13 protein-coding genes are annotated in these 21,591 nt (G+C 39.6%); 11 read left to right on the top strand and 2 right to left on the bottom strand.

Going from position 1 to position 21,591, the window contains the following annotated elements; translation table 11 throughout:
• Positions 1 to 314: 314 nt before the first annotated feature.
• The 11 genes from QNI15_RS17700 to QNI15_RS17750 all read left to right on the top strand — a co-directional run bounded on the left by QNI15_RS17700 (position 315) and on the right by QNI15_RS17750 (position 18,457).
• Positions 315 to 893 (top strand): RNA polymerase sigma factor, encoded by a 579-nt coding sequence (locus tag QNI15_RS17700; protein ID WP_314032814.1) that lies wholly within the window; start codon positions 315 to 317, stop codon positions 891 to 893.
• 216 nt (positions 894 to 1,109) lie between these two features.
• Positions 1,110 to 2,117: a FecR family protein gene (locus QNI15_RS17705; protein ID WP_314032816.1), complete on the top strand. Its 1,008-nt coding sequence runs from the start codon at positions 1,110 to 1,112 to the stop codon at positions 2,115 to 2,117.
• A gap of 107 nt (positions 2,118 to 2,224) precedes the next feature.
• Positions 2,225 to 5,581, top strand: a complete 3,357-nt coding sequence (locus QNI15_RS17710; protein ID WP_314032818.1) for a SusC/RagA family TonB-linked outer membrane protein — start codon at positions 2,225 to 2,227, stop codon at positions 5,579 to 5,581.
• Positions 5,582 to 5,668: 87 nt separating this feature from the next.
• Positions 5,669 to 7,294, top strand: coding sequence for a RagB/SusD family nutrient uptake outer membrane protein (locus QNI15_RS17715; protein ID WP_314032820.1), 1,626 nt, complete (start codon positions 5,669 to 5,671; stop codon positions 7,292 to 7,294).
• Positions 7,295 to 7,385: 91 nt separating this feature from the next.
• A complete protein-coding gene (locus QNI15_RS17720; RefSeq protein WP_314032821.1) occupies positions 7,386 to 10,817 on the top strand; it encodes a VCBS repeat-containing protein in 3,432 nt (1,143 codons plus the stop codon).
• Complete coding sequence (locus tag QNI15_RS17725; protein WP_314032822.1) at positions 10,807 to 11,406, top strand: hypothetical protein; 600 nt, start codon at positions 10,807 to 10,809, stop codon at positions 11,404 to 11,406. Before QNI15_RS17720 ends, QNI15_RS17725 begins: the two co-directional genes overlap by 11 nt.
• Positions 11,407 to 11,577: 171 nt before the next feature.
• Positions 11,578 to 13,437, top strand: coding sequence for a family 16 glycoside hydrolase (locus tag QNI15_RS17730; protein ID WP_314032823.1), 1,860 nt, complete (start codon positions 11,578 to 11,580; stop codon positions 13,435 to 13,437).
• 214 nt (positions 13,438 to 13,651) lie between these two features.
• Positions 13,652 to 15,616, top strand: coding sequence for a cupredoxin domain-containing protein (locus QNI15_RS17735; RefSeq protein ID WP_314032844.1), 1,965 nt, complete (start codon positions 13,652 to 13,654; stop codon positions 15,614 to 15,616).
• Between the two features lie 176 nt (positions 15,617 to 15,792).
• Positions 15,793 to 16,818: a sensor histidine kinase gene (locus QNI15_RS17740; RefSeq protein ID WP_313996018.1), complete on the top strand. Its 1,026-nt coding sequence runs from the start codon at positions 15,793 to 15,795 to the stop codon at positions 16,816 to 16,818.
• Positions 16,815 to 17,561 (top strand): LytR/AlgR family response regulator transcription factor, encoded by a 747-nt coding sequence (locus tag QNI15_RS17745; protein WP_313996021.1) that lies wholly within the window; start codon positions 16,815 to 16,817, stop codon positions 17,559 to 17,561. Before QNI15_RS17740 ends, QNI15_RS17745 begins: the two co-directional genes overlap by 4 nt.
• Positions 17,562 to 17,674: 113 nt before the next feature.
• On the top strand, positions 17,675 to 18,457 hold the full coding sequence (locus tag QNI15_RS17750; protein ID WP_313977536.1) for an acyl-CoA desaturase: 783 nt from the start codon (positions 17,675 to 17,677) through the stop codon (positions 18,455 to 18,457).
• A gap of 523 nt (positions 18,458 to 18,980) precedes the next feature.
• On the opposite strand, the gene QNI15_RS17755 is transcribed toward QNI15_RS17750, so the two are convergent.
• Positions 18,981 to 20,429, bottom strand: coding sequence for a GAF domain-containing protein (locus tag QNI15_RS17755; RefSeq protein ID WP_313996024.1), 1,449 nt, complete (start codon positions 20,427 to 20,429; stop codon positions 18,981 to 18,983).
• A gap of 374 nt (positions 20,430 to 20,803) precedes the next feature.
• Positions 20,804 to 21,553: a 4'-phosphopantetheinyl transferase family protein gene (locus tag QNI15_RS17760; RefSeq protein WP_313996027.1), complete on the bottom strand. Its 750-nt coding sequence runs from the start codon at positions 21,551 to 21,553 to the stop codon at positions 20,804 to 20,806.
• Between the last annotated feature and the right edge of the window lie 38 nt (positions 21,554 to 21,591).

Genomic DNA, 21,591 nt, shown 5'->3' on the forward strand with positions numbered 1-21,591 from the left:
TTACATATCTTGCTTCTTAGTTCAACTAATTTTGTCTATTGCGACTTATGGCATACTCTAATTCTATTGATAGAGTGTGGCGATTGATGTAGCATTTTTATTAGAAATCCTTAAACTCAATACTTCTTTTTCCTAACACTAAACAGATATATTTCTTTGCAATTGCTTAAAAAAAGCTTTTGCCTCTTAATTTTTGTCTGAAGTGATAAATGTCCCTTTGACAACTATCTGTAGATGTTTTTAGTAAAAATTTATATAGATCACTTAACCTATTTCTTACTGCCAGACTACCGTTTTGATTTAATCATCTGGATATGAAGGACGAAAAAAATCTTATTCAAAGGTTAAAACTTTCAGATAGACAAGTTTTCCAGATAATTTTTGATTTGTATGCGAAAAAGATCTATTACTTCTCCTTCGACTATCTGAAAAATAGAGAAGATGCTGAAGAAATTGTTCAGGAGGCATTCATACGTCTCTGGGAAAAAAGAGAGTCATTAAAAGAAGAATATTCTTTAAGTGGGTTTCTCTTTACAATTACTTATCGATTGATAATGGATTGTTTCCGGAAAAGAAAGTCTACCAGCGATGCCCAAAAGCATTTGTTTCATGTTTTGACGGACGAAAGTTATCAAACAGAGGAAGAACTATTATATCATGAACTGGAGGCATTGTATCAACAAGCTATAGATCAGTTGCCACCACGACGAAAAGAAATATTTATTCTAAGTAGAAAAGAAGGGTTAACATACCAGGAAATTGCCACACAGCTTCAAATTTCACCCAAAACAGTAGAACACCAGTTATCAGAATCACTACACTTTATGCGGGAATACTTTAAGCACTACACCTGTTCGTCTGTACTGTTGTTCCTTGCCTGGATCTCTTTTTAGTACTCCTATTATTCCGCATTAAATGCTGGTCAGACAATTTTTTGTCTTCCAGTACACATCTAGTATCTATACTAAGAAGATAGTATTAGGCTTGTCCTATTTGCCAAAGTTTGAATTATCCATTCTTCTTTCCTTCCTGAAAATTTTTCTAAAAAAATTTAAGTCCGAATAGGGGAACCTCTTCAGTTATACGTAGTACCTATAAAATACTGTAGAATGGACAAGAAATTATTGGAAAAATACCGGAGGGGTGCATGTTCAGAAGAGGAACAATACTATGTACGTCTTTGGATGGAAGATCCCGCAAATGAATTTTTGTTGCAGCAATGGATGCAGGAGCAGTGGTATGAAATGGATGTGACAAACCGTCCCGCAGTTGATCTGAAGCCCGTATGGGAAAATATCAAGACACATATAATGCCTTCCTCAGATATAGACTTTCCAGAATCTACCTCAACGATTGTACAGTTTACAACATTCTGGAAAACAAGAATGCGTGTAGCAGCCTCTGTTGTACTAGCCTTACTGATAGGTATAGGAGGCTGGTACTTTTTAGGACAACAAAAAGGAGTGGTGTATCAGACAAGTTATGGAGAGGTTAGACGTATTGTATTACCAGATAGTTCTGTTGTTGTTCTCAATGGTAATTCAAGACTTCATTATCCGGTTTTATGGGATAATACTCATCAGAGAGAAGTATGGCTGGAAGGAGAAGGTTTTTTTAGTGTCAGGCATAAACCCAATGATCAGAAATTTCTGGTACATACTACTGACAACTTTAATATAGAGGTAGTTGGTACACAATTCAGTGTTTTCAAGCAAAAAGGACAAACCAGAGTTGTCTTGAATAATGGAAAGATTAAGGTACACCTGAAATCTGCTACCAGTAAGAAGGCAGCAGATTTGGAAATAAAGCCAGGAGAACTGGTTGAATACAATGATAAGGACCAGCAACTGTTACGACGCAATGTGAACCCGGAAATATATTCCTCCTGGAAAGATAATCAATTAATTTTTGAAGATACCCCTCTCTCAGAAGTAGCTCTGCGTCTGGAAAGGTGTTATGGCTTGTCAGTGCTGCTGGATGAAACAGTTAAAGATAAAAGACTTACCGGACGCATGGACATCCAGAATCTGGATGTGTTGCTGGAGGCTATGTCCAGTTCATTCAATTTGAAAATCATCCAAAAGAAAGACAGCATTATTATCCATCCTAACCCATAAGAAGGTATGAAAGCAATCCATATCTGGTAGTCTTTGATAGAAATCTGCCCAACAGATAACATAGTATGTACCTATTTATTAAAACCGACACACTTACAAACGGATTTATGAAATATACTTTACAACTACTTTTGATCAGTAGCCTTTATCTATCCTACTGGACAGGACTGGCTGCACAGGCGCAAATAATGGCTTCCAGTGAGGTTTTTGCCACGGGTTCCAGACAAATAGCTTCACAGGGACGTTCCCTGAAATCTATTATTACAGAATTGGAGAGCCGCTATAAAGTTGTATTTTTTTATGATACCCAGCTTATTAAAAATGTTTCTGTTTCTCAGGCTATTGAAACAGGATCACTCGAAAGAGTACTTTCTTCTCTATTAAAGCCCTATAATTTAAAATACAAACGATTAAAAGGAAGTTCCTATGTGATTTTTTCAGATACTACTTTAAAAGATTCAGGAAATAAAGATAGTACCAATGCTGAAAGCCGTAATACGACAGATTCATTGATAGAAAATTATATATACCCTCAACTTCTATCAAAAGATCAGGAATTTGAGCAAACTGCTCTTACTATCAAGGGTAAAATAACGGATGAAAATAAAGAAGCTTTACCTGGAGTAAGTGTAGTCTTAAAAGGAACAACAACCGGAACTGTAGCAGGTCCTGATGGAAGTTATTCATTAAGTGTACCAGATGGGAATGGAACATTAGTATTCTCGTTTGTAGGGTATATTTCACAGGAAGTATCTATTAATAACAGGACAACCATAGATATATCTCTTGCTCCGGATATTACCGCTTTAAATGAAGTAGTGGTAGTAGGGTATGGTACACAAAAGAAAGGAGAAATCACCAGTGCAGTTGCCAGTGTCAATGCAGAACAGTTTAACAAAGGAAACATTAGTAACGTATCTCAGTTGTTACAGGGAAAAGTTGCCGGATTGTCTATTTCCCGTCCCGGAGGTGATCCCAATGGAAACTTTGCTATCCGTTTGCGCGGTTTGTCTACTCTAGGAGCCAATACCCAACCGCTTGTTGTCATTGATGGACAGATAGGTGCAGACTTAAATACAGTTGATCCCAATGATATTAAGAGCATTGATGTATTGAAAGATGGTTCCGCTGCTGCTATTTATGGTACACGTGGTTCTGCCGGAGTAATTATTATTACAACCAAATCAGGTGGAGGTACTACCAGCATTAGTTATAATGGGCTGGTACAGGCAGAAAGTGCAGCCCGGTTAACTCCTCATATGTCTGCAGCTGAATTCAGAGCCTTGGGAAAAGGTACAGATTATGGATCAAACACAGACTGGTATAAAGAAATTACTCGTACAGCTATTTCTCAAACCCACAATGTTTCTTTGTCTGGTGGTAATTCCTCGGGTACCTCTTACAATGCTTCAGTGAATTACCGTAATTCCCAAGGGGTAGCTATTACTACTGGCTTTGAACAGCTCAATGGTCGATTGAATCTGATCCAGAAAGCCTTAAAGGATAGATTGGTATTGAATTTAACCTTGAGTATGACGCGTAGAAAATCAGAACTAGGCTTCAATGAAGCATTTAAATATGCGGCCATTTACAATCCTACTTCTCCTGTCTACAGTACCGATCCGTTATACGATCTGACAGGGGGAGGATACTTTGAGGCAAACTTTGTTGATTATTCAAATCCGGTAGCAGTACTCAAACAGAATACCAATGAAAGGGAGTTGAAGCGATTCAACTTTGCTGCTTCGGCCGAATATGAAATCGTTACGGGATTAAAGTTTTTGATTCGTTATGCTCAGCAAACCGCCAGTACTTACAATCAGGTGTATCTGCCACGCACCTCCTATAATTCCCGAAACTTTTTAGGTGTAAGTGGCTTTGCCCGTGGTGGATATGGATGGAAAAACGACAATGAAAGTTTTAACCAGCTGTATGAAAATACGCTGTCTTATGAAAAGCGGATTGATAAATTACAGGTATCAGCTCTTACCGGATATTCCTATCAGGATTTTCTGGATCAAGGATTTACAGTAGGTGGTGGAAACTTTATTACAGATGCTTCTGGACAAAACCTTTCCTCTGCACTAGACTTTGCACAAGGGTTAGGAGCTATTTCCAGCTTTAAAAACGGCTCCCGATTGGTTGCCTTCTTTGGTCGTGTTAATCTGAATTATAATGGTCTTGCATTCTTATCTGCAACATTGCGCAGGGAAGGCTCAACACAATTTGGAGCAAATCACAAATGGGGGATGTTTCCAGGGGTAAGTGCCGGGGTGGATCTGAGCCAGATTTTACGTGTAAAAGCAATTGATAATCTAAAACTAAGAGCCAGTTACGGTGTAACAGGTGCATTACCACCCAGTTCTTATCTGTCATTGCGAACCCTAACTTCCGGAGGATCTTATTTCTATGCGGGTGACGGAGTGTACTTACAACCCTATTCTCCCAATCAGAATGCTAACCCGGATCTACGCTGGGAGAAAAAGGGAGAGTTTGATGTAGGTGTTGATTTTGGATTATTTAACAATCGTTTGTCAGGTACAATTGATTACTATCAGCGAACTACTTCTGATTTGATATTTAATGTAACCGTTCCTGTTCCACCCAATCTGGTTCCTACCACTTGGATGAATATTGGTACCATGAAAAGCAATGGTTTTGAAATGAGTCTGAGTTATGATGTTATTAAGAATGATGTATTCTCATGGAATACTGGAGGCAATTTTACTACCTTCCATGTAGTACTTTCCAAACTGGACCCTCAGTTGGCTGGTAGTTATGTTGGAGCTACAAATCTGGGCACACCCGGACAGGAGGCTACTCAGATTACCCGAGCGGTAGAAGGAGAGAGGATTGGTATCTTATGGGGTAAGGTATACAAAGGTGTAGGAGAGGATGGTAAGTATATTTTTGAAGATCGGAATAACGATGGAAAGATCGATAATCAGGATGAGACTATCATAGGCAATGGCTTACCTAAATTTGAATTTGGCTGGAACAACACAATTCGGTTCAAAAACTTCGACTTTAATTTTCTATTAAGAGGTTCTATCGGACATGATCTGATCAATACGTATCGTGCATTCTATGAGAATCCCAATGTAGCTAGTAGCTATAACATTGTAAAGACTAAGTACTTTAATCCTAACATTACCGATGGACAGATCTTCAGTAGTCGGTTTGTAGAACGAGCTTCCTTTGCAAAGTTGGATAACGCTACACTGGGGTATAACTTCAAACTTCCAGCTGGGAGTTTAGTAAAAAGCCTGCGTGCCTATCTGAGTGGACAAAACTTGTTTACTATTACAAACTATACCGGTGTAGATCCAGAGGTGCGGTATGCAGATGAGAGTACTTCCAATACCGGCGCTGTTACACGAAATGCGTTAGCGCCAGGGGTTGACAGAAGGGAGACCTGGGTATTGACGCGTTCTTTTACACTTGGGGTTAATGTTCAGTTTTAATCTACTTATACTACAGGTAAAAAACTGCCAATATAGGCTAATTAAGGAAAGATTGGCAGGTACTTACACTTAAACGATAACATACCTATGAAATATACATCAATTACAAAATACTGCCTGATCGGATTGTTTTTAGCTGGAGGATGTACCAATCTGGATGAGACCGATGTGTTATATGATACGGTAATCAGTGACAATTTCTACAAAACAGATCGTGAGTTTCTTTCAGCTGTTGGTGCTGCCTATTCGAATCTTTTTGGTTGGGGTGGAAACAACCATATGATCCCCCTGAACGAAGTAACTACCGATGAGATGGTCGTGCCTACACGGGGAGCAGACTGGGGTGATGGCGGGCACTGGGTTCGGCTACAAACTCACACGTACACTTCACAAGACCCTACACCCACTAACGGGTGGACATTCCTATATTCCGGTGTCAATACCTGTAATCGTTTGCTGGCTACCTTTGAACCATTAGGGACAGATCAGTCCAAAGCTTATATTGCTGAACTAAAAGTACTGAGGGCTATCTATTATTACTGGTTACTGGATTTATATGGAAATGTGCCTTTGAGTACAGATTTCTCCTCTACAACACCACCTGCAAATAGCACCCGGCAACAAGTATATGATTTTGTAGAAAAGGAATTGATTGAAAATGTCCCTCTGTTGCAAAAGACAGGCCCGACTGATGAATCTACTTATGGACGAGTCAATTATTATACAGGGTATACTGCTCTGGCAAAACTGTATCTGAATGCCAAAATATATACAGGCACAGAGCAATGGGAAAAAGCCATTGCAGCCTGTGATGAAGTCATTAACTCTGGTAAATATGCATTGGTAACCAATTACAGCGATAACTTTAAAAAAGAAAACAAAGGATCGACAGAGTTTATCTGGGCTATCCCCTATGATGCAGTATATGCCAAAGGCTTTAATATGCCTATGATGACACTGCACATGCAAAATCAGAATACGTATAAAATGAACGCACAACCTTGGAATGGTTTTGCTACTATTCAGGAATTCTATCAGTCTTACATTGATCCTGTACAAAATCCAGGCCCACAAGGTACAGTTGTAGGAGTGGATACAAAAGGAACTACTACCACAGGTACACAAGACAAACGGTTATCCAACTTTCTGGTAGGACCTCAGTATATGTCCGATGGCTCTCTTCTGACAGATGGAGGAGCCGATGCTGCTGATCCAAATGGAGCACCTATTACCTTTACTCCCTATATTAATGAATTACAGCCTAATGCCTGGCGGCAATCAGGGGCTCGAATTGGTAAATGGGAGTTTTACACTGGGATGACTGCTGATCTGAGTAATGACTGGCCATTGTTCCGCTATGCAGATGTATTATTAATGAAAGCTGAGGCAACTGCCCGCAGAAATGACGACTGGAATGATCCGATTGCTTTGGCATTGGTTAATCAGATTCGGACTGTACATGGAGGTGTAACACCATTTGTTTCGATGACTGCCGATACGTTTCTGGCAGAAAGAGGACGTGAAATGTTTGCAGAGACTTTTAGACGCCAGGATCTGATTCGTTTCGGAAAATACAACAGTGCTTGGAGATTTCATGCTGCAGATGCTTCTGACAATCTCGGACCTTCTGGTATCAACCACCTGAATATTTTTCCAATTCCAGCCACACAGATCAATGCCAATCAGAATCTGAAGCAGAATCCCGGATATTAGATACTTGATGCCATTGTTATAACAGTATAGTAGTCTGTTTGGAACTGCTATACTGTATTTTGATTTTAAGTAATCTACATCATCTGTTTTTTTGAAAGAATTAAATCGTGTGATGAGCAGAAGCAAACCTATACAACAAAAATTACATTCAGGAGATAGCAAGTTTGTCTGGTTCTTTTTGTGGATTGTATTATGTCTGATTAGTTCTTGTACAGATTCGCAAACAGGTACAGAGACTACCTTATTTACTTTGTTGCCATCTTCCCAAACCGGAATAGATTTCTCAAATAATGTATCCTATACAGAAGAATTTAACCCTTATACATTCCGCAATTTTTACAATGGTGGTGGAGTAGCTATTGGGGATATTAACAATGATAATTTACCGGATATCTTCTTTTGTTCCAATCAACAAACCAACCGATTATACCTGAATAAAGGAAACTTTCAGTTTGAGGATATCACGGAAAAGGCAGGTGTTACATCTGATGGGGTATGGTCTACCGGCGTAAGTCTTGTAGACATAAATGGGGATGGATACCTGGATATTTATGTATGTAAGTCCGGCGATCTGAAAAAGAAAAACCGAAGTAATGAGCTATTTATCAATAATGGAGATCTGACTTTTACAGAAAGATCTCAGGAATATGGATTGGATAGCAGGGGATTGTCTACACATGCCGCCTTCTTTGATTATGATAGGGATGGTGATTTGGACTGCTATCTGCTGAACAATTCATTTCGATCAGTGAGCAATTACTATATGATCCAAGATCAGCGGTTGGTGCGTGATTCGTTAGGGGGAAACAAGCTATATCGGAATGATCATAATCATTTTGTAGATGTAAGTGAGCAAGCCGGTATTTATGGTAGTATGATTGGATTTGGTCTGGGAGTGACAATTTCCGATATCAATCGGGATGGCTGGCCGGATATATATGTGTCCAACGATTTTTTTGAAAGGGATTATCTCTACATCAATCAACAGAATGGAACTTTCCAAGAGATGCTGGAATCTTGTATCCGTGAAATAAGCATGAACTCTATGGGGGCTGATATTGCCGATATCTCCAATGATGGGTATCCGGAAATTTATGTAACGGATATGTTTCCCGAACAGGAAGCCCGTGTGAAAACCAAAACAACCTTCGAGACATGGAATAAATACCAGGCTGACAAAAAAAGTGGATTCTATCAGCAGTTTGTACGAAATACCCTACAACTCAACAGAGGACCTGCAAAAATAGATGGTACAGTGGCTTTCAGTGAAATTGGTCGCTATGCAGGTGTACATGCTACTGACTGGAGTTGGGGAGCGTTAATCACTGACCTGGACAATGATGGGTACAAGGATATTTTTGTGGCCAATGGTATTTACAAAGATATTACCGATCAGGATTATATTCAGTATACAGCTAATACAACCAATGAAATCCGACAGAAAATACTCAACAAAGAAACAAACATTATTAAAGATCTGATTGATAAGATCCCTTCTGAAGCACTGAGTAACTATGCTTTTCAAAATAAGGGAGATCTGACTTTTGTGAACCAGGCTCACTCCTGGGGACTAGATCAACCTTCCTTCTCCAATGGCTCTGCCTATGGTGATCTGGACAATGATGGTGACTTGGATTTGGTGATTAATAATGTGAATATGCCTTGTTTCATTTATCAGAATCAATCCCGCCAGCTTCATCCTCAACACCAGTTTCTGCAACTGACTCTGCAAGGTGAAGGAAATAACCGCTTTGGCATTGGGGCTCAGGTGAGTGTTTATTATCAGTCACAACAAGGGAAATCTTCACTGGCTTTTCAGGAGCAGATGCCAATGAGAGGTTTTGAATCTTCTGTAGATCAAAAGCTTACTCTTGGAGTGGGAGCTGCTAAACAGATTGATTCTGTAGTAGTACTTTGGCCATTGGGGCAAAAAAGTATTTTGCTACAGCCTAAACCTAATCAGCATCTGACTATTGCTCAGCCTAATGCCTTGCTGGCTTCTTATAAAAGTCCTGAATCCATTTCTTCTGTCACTTCTCTTTTTCATAGTGCTCAAAAAAATTATGGAATTGACTTTCTGCATCAGGAAAATCCTTTTTCAGATTTTGATCGTGACCCATTGACTTTTCATATGCTTTCCACTCAAGGGCCTCATCTGGCCAAAGCAGATATAAATGGCGATGGCTTGGAGGATTTTTACATTGGAGGTGCGAAGGATCAGTCCGGAGCCTTGTTTGTTCAGACCCCTTCCGGAGAGTTTGTGTGCACTAATCAGGCTTTGTTCATAAAAGATAAATTGAGCGAAGATACAGATGCTATTTTCTTCGATTGTGATGGCGACAAAGATATGGACTTGTATGTATGTAGTGGAGGTAACGAATTTTCACCTAATTCGACTGCTCTGATTGACCGTCTGTATATCAATGATGGGAAAGGAAACTTCAGTAAATCCCCCCAGGTATTGCCTTCGTTTTTGTTTGAGAGTAGTTCGTCTGTACGGGTTGCTGATTATGATAAAGATGGAGACATGGACTTGTTTGTAGGTGTTCGATTGCAACCTTTCCGGTATGGGTATGCCTGTAAAGGGTATATCCTTGAAAATAATGGGAAAGGTATTTTTAGTGATGTGACTGAACAAGTATGCTCTCCCTTATTGTCAGCGGGTATGGTCAGCGATGGACAATGGCTGGATTATGATGGGGATGGGTGGAAGGATCTGGTGATTGCAGGAGAGTATATGGGCCTTCGTTTGTTTGCTAATAAATCAGGACGTTTGGTAGAAGTAAGCAAAAAGGTTGGCTTTTTGCAGAGCAATGGATGGTGGAACCGACTGAAGGTCGTGGATGTAAATGGAGATGGGAGGGAAGATATAGTAGCTTTGAACCATGGTTTGAATTCGCGTTTCAAGGCTAGTGCAGATAAGCCGGTTTGTATGTATGTAGGTGATATGGATGGAAATGGCACAGTGGAACAAATTGTAAGTTGTTATAATGCGTCAATGCCATATCCCATAGTATTGCGTCATGATCTGGTAAGTGCATTGCCTTATCTGAAAAAGAAGTATGTACATTATTCCCAATACAAAGAACAAAGCATAGAGGAGATTTTCAATGCAGGGGAATTAGGGAAAGCGAAGAAGCTCGATGCGTATGAATTGCGCAGTGGTGTGTATATTAGTGAAGGGGATGGTAAATACCGGTTTAAGGCTTTTCCGAAGGAAGCTCAATGGTCTGTATTGTATGGAACAGAGAGTGGAGATTATGATGGAGACGGAAAAATAGATTTATTGATAGGAGGCAATCTATATGAAAGCAAACCGGAAGTAGGGATTTATGATGGCAGCTATGGATTGATGCTTAGAGGAAATGGAAAAGGAGAGTTTGAAAGTGTACCAATGCAAAAGAGTGGCATTTGCATTAAAGGAGCAGTCAGAGATATTATGACACTTCAGAAAGGAAAGAAAAAGATTATTCTCTTTGCAAGAAACAACGATACTATTCAGTTGATAGAGTATGGTAAATAAGTATTGGAGAATATTGCCCGTACTTGGCTTTGTGCTGATTGCTTGTATAGCTTGTGACAAGAAAGAAGGGTTTGAACTTTATAAAGAGGTGATGGACAAAGAGCTGCAAAGTGGCAAACAGGCGGATAGTTTATTTTTGGGAATGTCTTTTGGAATGACTTCAAAGAATTTTTTTCTGCACTGTTGGGAGATGAACAAGAAGGGACTCTTTACAGATGGACAGAATAACACATCTGTATTGTATAAGCTAAATCATCACGAATTGAAACATGCTGCATCCATGAACTTCTATCCTCATTTCTATGATAATAAAATTTATAAGATGCAGACCTCATTTAATTATGATGGATGGGCACCCTGGAACAAACATCTGTCTTCAGATAGTTTGCTAACAGATGTATTGGTTCTGTATCGGAAATGGTATTCGGGAGGTTCACCATTTATCCGAATCAGTGATCCACAAAAAGGAGTAATCTATGTAAAGGTAGATGGAAATCGTCGTATCACCGTTGGGCAATATGATGAGATACATGTTAAGGTAGATTATACTGATCTGGTGATAGAACAGAAAATGAAGAAGGTGGAATAGATTCACTTGCTGAATATGTACATAGAATGCAGTAATGGCTATTACCGAAAAAATGGTAGAGTACTCCTTTTTATATCCAATAATTTCTGGTATTTATGTAAGATGATTTTTAATTGTTAGAAATACACGTATCCAATAATGGCCGAACCACAAGTAAACATGTACGCCCGAATGAATTATTTACGAAGTATGTTATGGATTGCTTTTTTGCTGATAAGCTGCCATTCCCTAACGCTTATGGGACAGACTGCTCTACCGTTTGTTCCAATCTCACTTGACGATTTAAGTGGCTTTAAACCTGCTGCCGCTAACTGGAAGGTTGCAGGAGATGTTATAGTTGACCGTTCTGCTGATGGAATAGTGCAAAGTTCTTCTGGTAAAGGAATTATTGTCAACCAGCCAACAGATAAAAACAAAGATCAGTTATTTACCAGCTTTGAACATGGAAATATTGAGTTGGAGCTGGAATTTATGATGGCTAAAGGTTCTAATTCTGGTATCTATCTGCAAGGAAGATATGAAATTCAGTTATTTGATAGCTGGGGTGTGGCACGCCCCCGTTCGTCAGATTGTGGAAGTATCTATGAGCGTTGGGAAGAAAGCAGACCCGAAGGACAAAAAGGATATGAAGGACATCCACCCCGTGTGAATGTAAGCAGGGCCCCCGGACTATGGCAGACGATGAAGATTGTTTTTCAGGCACCTACTTTTGATAAGAATGGAAAAAAGCTGACCTCTGCCCGCTTTATAAAAGTGATTCACAATGGAGTAGTAGTACATGAGAATGTAGAAGTAACAGGTCCTACCCGTGCAGCTGCTTTTCAGGATGAGAAACCCTTTGGTCCTTTGATGTTACAGGGAGATCATGGTCCGGTTGCTTTTCGTAATATCCGTTACAAACGTTATGATGAACCGTTTGTACAACTTTCCCAAGTGCAGTATAAGTATTCAGAAGGCAAAATGTATGCAGAAGCTGATGTAGCAAAGGCTAAAGTTAAAAAGCAGGGGGCTGTACAAGAGCATATGCAACTGATTGAAGGTGCCAATGACTTTGCTCTCCAACTGACTGGAACACTTCAGGTACCAAGTATGGGAAACTATTTGTTTGAACTCAAGTGTATGGGAGGGGCCATTCTGACCCTTGATGGAAAGAAAATTATTACCTATGAAGGATTTCACTATCCGGACGAATGGACAAATGGTGTTATCACCTTACAGGCTGGAAATCATACTTTTGCGTTAACATACTTCCGCAGCAAAGACCCTTGGTTACGTTCGGAAATGAGTTTATATGTGGAAGGACCAGGTGTAGCTCGTCAGATGCTTTCTTTACCTACCTCTCTTCCTGACCCTGAATATGTAGAGCCTATTTTGGTGCGTGCTCCTGAAACCCGTATGATACGCAGCTTTATCTGGCACAATAACCGGAAGAAGACAAATTGTATTTCGATAGGAGAACCTGGAAACATTCATTATACAATGGATCTGAAACAAGGTGGCCTTTTGTGGATCTGGAAAGGTAATTTCCTGGACGCAACAGAGATGTGGCATGATCGGGGAGAACCTCAGTTGGCCAAGCCTGCAGGTAGTATAATTGAAATGACAGGCGAACCTTCTGTGGCGGTACTGTCTGGAAAAGATACCATGTGGCCAGATTCTGTATCTGCTGATTTCCAGTTCAAAGGATACTCTGTGGATGAACAAGGTAGACCTGCATTCCGGTATACAATAGGCAATCTGGCTGTACAGGATCAACTATGGCCTGAAGATAATAATAAAGCGTTTGTACGTCAGGTGCAGCTAAAGGGAAGTGCCAGTGGAAATGTGTGGTACTTACTGGCTAGTGGAACTCGTATTTCACAGTTATCTGAAGGAGTGTATAGTGTGAATGACAAAGCCTATTATCTGGAAGTGGAAGGTGCCAAAGAGCTTAAGCCTATTATCCGGAAGTCGAAAAACAGGGATGAACTGCTAATATCAGTAAGCCCAACTAGCAATGGCACCACTATTAAGAGTAAGTTAATCTGGTAAAAAGAGTAGGAGCCCACAGATAAATAGACGCAAAGTATGATAAAGGGCTTACAGATTCACAATTTCTCATTTCTTTCTTGGACAGTAATTGATTATGAAAAAATATTCCGTTTTATCTTTTAACTCTACTATAGCCAAGTCAACCGGAAAACATTCCAGAAAGCATATGTCCGGATGGCTGAGTGTATTTTTATTGTGTTGTGTAGGAAGTGGAATGGCTCAGGAACTGAAAACAGCAGAGTCTGAGGCCGACTATTACCAGATGGTTACACTGCCTATTCCGAAAGATGTTCCTCTGGAAGTAGGTGGTTTAACTACTATGCCCGATGGCCGACTGGCAGCCTCAACCCGACAAGGAGATATCTGGCTGATCGAAAATCCCTATATGCGTAATCAGGGAGTGCCTTATTTTAAACGATTTGCTCAGGGATTACACGAACCCTTAGGGCTGGCGTATCACAATCGGTCTTTTTACCTGACACAACGAAGTGAATTAACCCGCATTCGGGATACCAACGGGGATGACCGCGCAGATGATTATGAGGTAATCTATTCCTGGCCTTTGTCTGGTAATTACCATGAGTATTCCTATGGCCCTGTAATCCTGCCAAACAATGACATGCTGATTACCTTGAACCTTGCCTGGATTGGGCGTGGGGCTTCACTTTCCAAATGGCATGGCTGGATGCTGAAAGTAACACCAGATGGAAAAATGACTCCTGTTGCAACGGGTATGCGTTCCCCGGCTGGATTCAATGTATTGCCTGATGGATCTATATTTTATGCAGAGAATCAGGGTGACTGGGTAGGTTCAGGCCGGATGACTCATGTAGAGGTCGGCGATTTCGTAGGAAATCCGGAAGGACTGAAATGGGCAGATGATCCCAGCTCACCTGTAAAACTTCGCTTTTCTGATATCCCCAGTACTGGAAAGCCTATGTATGAGGTGGCTAAAACGATAAAAGGACTAAAGCTACCTGCTATCTGGTTTCCTCAAGGCATTCTGGGTATCTCTACCTCAGGCATTCTGGTAGACACAACAGCTGGTGCTTTTGGTCCATTTACAGGTCAGATGCTGGTAGGAGATCAGGGACAAAGTAAAATTATGCGTATCTATCTGGAAAAAGTGAAAGGACAATACCAGGGTGCTGCCTTTCCATTCAGAGAAGGATTTCAGTCAGGAATTTTGCGAATGGTCTGGGGTGAAGATGGATCTATGTTTGTTGGAATGACCAGCCGTGGATGGGCGGCCACCGGAAAAGATTTGTATGGAATACAACGTTTGGTGTGGACAGGAAAAACACCTTTTGAAATAAAGACCATGCAAGCCCGCCCGGATGGCTTTGAACTGGAATTCACCCAACCTATTGATAAGGTTACGGCTGGTGATGCCAATTCTTATGGGATAACCAGCTTTAACTACATGTACCGGAAGGAATACGGAAGTCCTGTTATCGAAAATCAACCATGTACCATCAAAGGAATTGCAGTAGCAGACGATGGCCTGAGTGTACGGATTGTAGTGGATGGTTTGCGTGAAGGATATATTCATGAGTTAAAAGCGGAAGGAGTTCGTAGCCAGAATAAAGCGCCGTTGCTTCATAGTGTAGGTTATTATACTCTAAATAATCTGCCAGAAGGAGAGAAGTTGGTATTGAAGGAAAGTCAGCTGGCAAAATCACCCCATGCAGGACATGCTGCTATGATGGGGTCGGCAGCAACCACTTCTAAAACTGCTACTAAAACTACTGCTGCTCCTACAGCCAAACGTGTAACAAAACAGCCTGCCAGCTGGACCAACGGACCTGATCAAACCATTACCATAGGAACTAAACCTGGTCTGAAATTTGATTTGTCGCAGATTACAGTAAAGGCAGGAAGCAAGGTTAAACTGACATTCAATAATAATGATGATATGCTTCATAACTTTGTCATTACGTTACCAGGAGAAGCACTATCAGTAGGAGAGATGGCAATCAAACTAGGGTTGAATGGGGCAAAAATGAACTATATTCCAAGTACACCGAAAGTCTTGTATCATACAGCTCAACTGCAACCACAAACTTCAGAGACTATTTATTTTGTAGCTCCTGAAAAGCCAGGAGAGTATATGTATGTGTGTACTTTCCCTGGCCACTACATGAATATGCAGGGTACATTTAAAGTAGTGCCAAAGTAGTAAAAACGAGAATTTTCTTATCTGAAAAATTCATAAGAAATGCCCAATCCTAGGATTGGGCATTTTTGTTTTAGAGCTGAAGCGTTCAAATTCAGATTGACAAGCATATATAGCTCGAATACTCTTTCTATCTTTGCTACCCATGCTGAACACTATGCTATCTTAAACCTATTCCTGTGGCAGAAAAATTTACGTATTCTTTTCGCGTAAAATGGACAACCTTATTGGGTGTCTTCTCTTTTGGAATTCTTGTTCCTACATTTTTTGTTCCTGTTATTCTGGGATCTGAAGAGCATTTTCTCTGGATCTTTGTAGCTACACTGATCAGTTTCGTAATCTGGGAAGGAAGCAAACTGATTCAGGCGTTAATTCTTTATTTCTATCCATGGGAGAAGAGTATTATCAAACACCTGAGTTATGAAGTTGCCAGCATCTTTGTTTTCTCTTCACTAGTACTGATTGTAGGGCTTCTGACATACAATGCACTGGTATCAGAAGTTTCTATTTCTATTGGTGTTGTGTTACAGAATATTTTTGTCTCGTTTCTGTTAGCCTTATTATTCATTGCTATTAACGAAGGGGCTTTTTTATTTGGTAAGTGGAAAGCATCTTTGCTGGAACAGGAACGGCTCCGTCAGGAAAATCTGATAGCAAAAGTAGAAAGCCTTAAAAAACAACTGGACCCTCATTTTTTGTTTAACAGTTTAAGTGTATTAAGTGGAGTAGTATATAAGGATCCTGTGCTGGCAGATCGGTTTATAACCAAATTGGCACAAGTATATCGCTATGTACTGGAGCATAACGATGAAAAGCAGGTGCCCTTGCAAAAAGAAATATCGGTGGTTGAGGCTTACTGTTTTTTACTGAATGTTCGTTTCTATAATAAAGTATTACTCGATGTAAAGATTGCTGAAAAGCCTGTATATGTATTGCCTTTGTCTATTCAGTTGTTGGTAGAGAATGCAGTAAAACACAATCGGATTTCAGATACATCACCACTGGAACTGAAAATATATACAGCTGATAATACAGTATGGGTAGAAAATACCCTGAATAAAAAAGATACTCAGGTGGAATCTACAGGTATTGGATTAAAAAACCTGGAAGCCCGATATAAGTATGTAATTGGCAAATCCATTCAGGTAGAGGATAATGGACAGGTGTTTAAGGTTGGATTGCCTTTATTAACAGAAGAAGCATGAAAGTTGTCATTATTGAAGATGAATTTTTCTCAGCCGAAAAGCTAAGTAATCAATTACAGCGAATCGATGATTCTATCGAAATCCTTGCCATTTTACCCTCAGTAGAAAGTTGTCTGGACTGGTTCCGGAATAATCCCGAACCAGATCTGATATTTTCGGATATTCAGCTGGAAGACCAGGAAAGCTTTGAGTTATTCCGCCAGCTTCCTATTGAGGCACCTATTATTTATACTACAGCTTTTGATCAATATGCGTTGCATGCATTCAAGCAGAATAGTATCGATTATCTGCTCAAGCCCATTGATCTGGATGAGTTACGAAGTGCCATCAAGAAATATGAGAATCTGGAATACCGCTTGTTGAAGAAAGGACTGAAGCTACAGCCGGAAAAACCAAAAGAAGGTTTTAAAGAACGTTTTCTGGTAAAGAAAGGAAGTCAGTTAGCGGTAATACGAACTTCAGATGTGGCTTATTTTAAGAGTGACCAAAAACTAAGTTTCCTCATTACATTCGATAACCAGCGATATGTAATTGAGCAAACACTGGATCAATTGATGGACCAATTGGATAGTCGTAAGTTTAATCGTATCAGTCGCAATCGTCTGATTTCTCTCGAAGCTATTCACAAGATACATAATCATTTCAATGGACGACTAAAGCTCGAACTGAATCCGCCTGAGGAAGAAGAGGTGTATGTAAGCCGGGATAGGGTTCCTCAGTTCAAAGAATGGCTGGATTCCTGATGTCAGTCATCCTGAAAGTTCTGCAACTCATCCGTTAATTGATACCAGTCATCTGAGAGTAGCATAATAGACTAGAAGAAGAGATAGATATTTGAGGAAACTAAAGACAAGATATGACCGCTATTCTTATTTTCTTCGCTATTCATTGGTATGGGTCTCTATTCTTCCAGACCTTCTTCTTACATAGATATTCTGCCCATGGGGCATTTACAATGTCACGGACATGGGAAAAAATCTTTTTTGTGCTGACATGGATTTTTCAGGGTTCTAACTACCTGAGTGCTTATGCGTATGGCGTAATGCACCGTATGCACCATGCATTTGCTGACACAGAAGATGATCCACATTCACCTTTGTATAGCAAAGGATTCTTTGATATGATGTGGAAAACCAAAACTTTCTATGCTGCCGTTCGTAACCGCACAGCAGATGTAGATCCTAAATTTATGGTGAATGTTCCGGATTGGAAGGCATTTGACGACTTTGCTTCGAATAACTTTGTACGTCTTATGTGGGGAACACTGTATACACTATTTTATATTTATTTTGCTCCTTCCTGGGGATGGTTCCTGTTATTGCCTGTTCATTTCCTGATGTCACCTATTCATGGCGCTATCATCAATTGGTTTGCTCACAAAATAGGATACACTACATTTACAGTAAGTGATACTTCCCGTAACTTAATGCCTGTAGATATATTTATGATGGGTGAAGGATTCCATAACAACCACCATACCTACGGACATCGTGCTAACTTTGCTTTCAAATGGTTTGAAATAGATCCAACCTATCAGGTGATTAAGTTATTTAACCTATTGGGTATTATTAAGTTGCCTAAGAAAGCTGCTAAAGAATCTGTATATCTCGAAAATAAAAAAATCCGAAAAGCTGCCTGAGGTTAGTATCAGGTAGATAGTTGTAGCAAAGTGAGATAGATACAATAAAAACGCTGGCAGAATATTCTGCCAGCGTTTTTATTTTTTTAGATGAGGTATCCTAAATTTCAGATATGAGTTCATTCTGGTTAAAATCGTAAAAGAACAGCGTTTGTATTTTTAAAAAGAGTGTAGTTGCTACTTTCTACTTTGTAGAGATCTCTTACTATATTTTCTCAGATCATTTCTATTTCTCTGCTTGCCACAGTTATAGGTCTCTTTCCTCAAATTTATTCATTGTCCAAAACATCACTCTACCTACAGTTTCTCCTTTTTTGCTTATCCCCAAAAGGTACTTTTCCTATCATTATCTAAGCGAAAACAACCTGGTAGAAAAATGCATTCTGGAAACCTATATGACCACATGAAATCGTATTCTATTTCACTGCTTACATTCGTTGGAAATTCTGGATTACTATAAAAAGAAAACACTGACAGAGCGTAAATCTGTCAGTGTTTTCTTTTTATAATCAGGGGATAAATTCTATTGTATAGTATTGGTGTGCAGAGCTTTCTGAAGTTCTTCTACTTCCTTGTTTTTAGTATGAATTTCTTCCTGTGCTGTAGCATACAATGCTGAAAGTCGTTCTATTTCTTGAAGATAGGACATTTGCTGACGATTCATTTCTTCCTGAGTAGAAGCTAGTTCTTCCATATTCTGACGCATTTCTTCTTCCTGAGCACGCAAAGCTTCTGCCTGGAACTGAGAATCTTCAAGTAATTGTTTGGTGCGTTGGCTGATACGATTGCTTTGGATAAAGGACGCAATACTTTCACCCAGTTTTACAATAAACTCAATCTCATGTTTCTCGAATTTTTTGAATGAGGCAAGTTCCAGAATAGCTTCTGTAGACTCATTTACCTTTAAAGGAACAATCAGTAATGCTCTGGGTGAAGAGTCTCCAAGTCCGGAAGTAATAGTAAGGTAATTTTCAGGTATATCTGTCAGGTATATATACTCTCCCTCCAGATAGGTCTGCCCGATCAACCCTTGTCCTGCCTGAAATGTTTGCTGAATGTGTTTTTTCCGGTTGTATGCATAACAAGCGGCCAGCCGGATAGATATATCATGGGTACGTTCTTCTTTCTCTACTATATACAAACCTCCCTGATTAGCCTGAATGTATTTGACAAGAGTAGCAATGATTCTGTCAAACAGTTCTGTATCGTCAGAATTGCTCCGAAGTAGCGTAGACAGTTGTGCTATACCTTCAGATGCCCACTGCCGATGGTTCTCTTCCTGGCGTGCTTTCTCCAGTTGAACAAGGTTAACTTCCAGATCTTTACGGGATCTTTCTACTTCCTCATTCTTCTGATTCATAACTGTAATCAACTGACTGGATTTCTCTTCCGAATTTCGATTGATAACAGCTAGACCACTAATACAACCCAATTGAAATACAGTGGCCAGTAAGGTTGTCAGAACGGCCAAAGGACCCTCTCTCAATACTGTGCCATCATACCCCATGTCAAACTTATCCCATGCTGCCGGAAATACGACAATGATGAAAAAAGAAAACAGGGTACAGAATATCAGGAAGCCTCTTTCCTTAAAGTCAAAGATAACAAAGGGAATAAGAGTAAAGCTTAATTCAACCAGATAAACGCTACTGATAGAATCAGCTATAGAGTCACAGAAATAGGCATTATATAACGAAGAGAGTACCAGCAGCAACACTGGTAAGACAACACGGGAATAATAAATGCCACCATAATAATTGCTAATGATAACTAAAACACATACTACTGCTGCTCCTGATGGGAAAATAGCCATCATTGGGAAGTAGATAAGCGATATGCCACTGAAAGGGATAGATAAGGCAAATATTACCAGTAAGCATATAATATTTGTTGGTCTTACCCGATTTCTTAGATATTCAGGCATATCATATTGACTGCCGGCATCGATAATTCGGGTTAGTAAACTGGCCATAGTAACGTGTATAGAAGGTGTGATTTAGTAGTATAACATTGGATACTAAAAGTAGTATAATTTGTTTGGATGAAGATGTAGGGAATAGTGCTAAAAATGGTTTATGTAAGGTTTTAAAATGTTTTTTCACTAAAGAAAATCTGTTGAGGTCACTACATGGTTTTATCTTTAGTGCCTGTATGTAAGGCTACTATAAAATCAGGATAGCATGTTTGTCTATTTAACTATTGCTTATTTATAGGATCTGTAAAGCTAAATAGTGTTCTCATTTTACTTATGAGATAATAAATTATCTGATCTTGTATTTTTTGTCTGGTTAATGTGGTTACCAATGTGATATTGTTTTCTGTTGTAGTGACCAGTAGGGAAAGATATTAGGGGATTTGTGTTGAAAAGAGAAGAGTACTTGCTCTAGGTAGGGCTATAGTGCATATAGAGTCCTTCCGTTGGAAAGAAATCGCCTTATATTGAATAAAATCTGTATAATAACTGGTTACAATATTACCTTGATATGTCATGTTTTCTGTTTCCAGTTTGTGGAAAGGCACCATCATTCCTGTTTTCAAAACCTTTGATAATGCCTCTTTTATAGTCCAGAGTCGTGTAAAAAATATAGTCTCGCTCTCTCGTGTGTTACAATATAATTTTTTTTCGTGTTCTGTCACTTCATTTTTAGTAAGACTTATAATCGAAGGGTTACACACTTCCACATCCAGACTCATAGGATGTTGTTGTGGAAAGATAAGACAAGCTGCCAGCGTAGTATGATGTGAGATACTCAGATCAAGCTGGTAATGATATCGGGTTAGCAATAAGGGTTGCTGGAAGATGCCTTTGCCAATCTGTATCTCTGTAGGTTCTTCCTGTAATGGATAGGTAGCCAGTGCTCTCTTGACCAGATAGCGACTTCTGAGAAATTCTGATCTTGTTTTATCCAGTTTCAGTTCTTTTAGGTATACTATTTCTTCCGGATGCAGAAACTCTTCCTGAATAGATTCTAGTAAATGGGAATCTGAATCACAAAAACCAAGTGTAGCCTGAAACTGACAATCCTGACGTTGTAGAATGAGAGGGTGGAGACTGATCAATGTACGAAATGAAAAGCCTACTGGCAATGATTTCATTGCCAGTAGGGATTAAAACATGATTACTATTACCTGTG

It is taken from the genome of Xanthocytophaga flava, assembly GCF_030068545.1.
Classification (GTDB): Bacteria; Bacteroidota; Bacteroidia; order Cytophagales; family 172606-1; genus Xanthocytophaga; species Xanthocytophaga flava.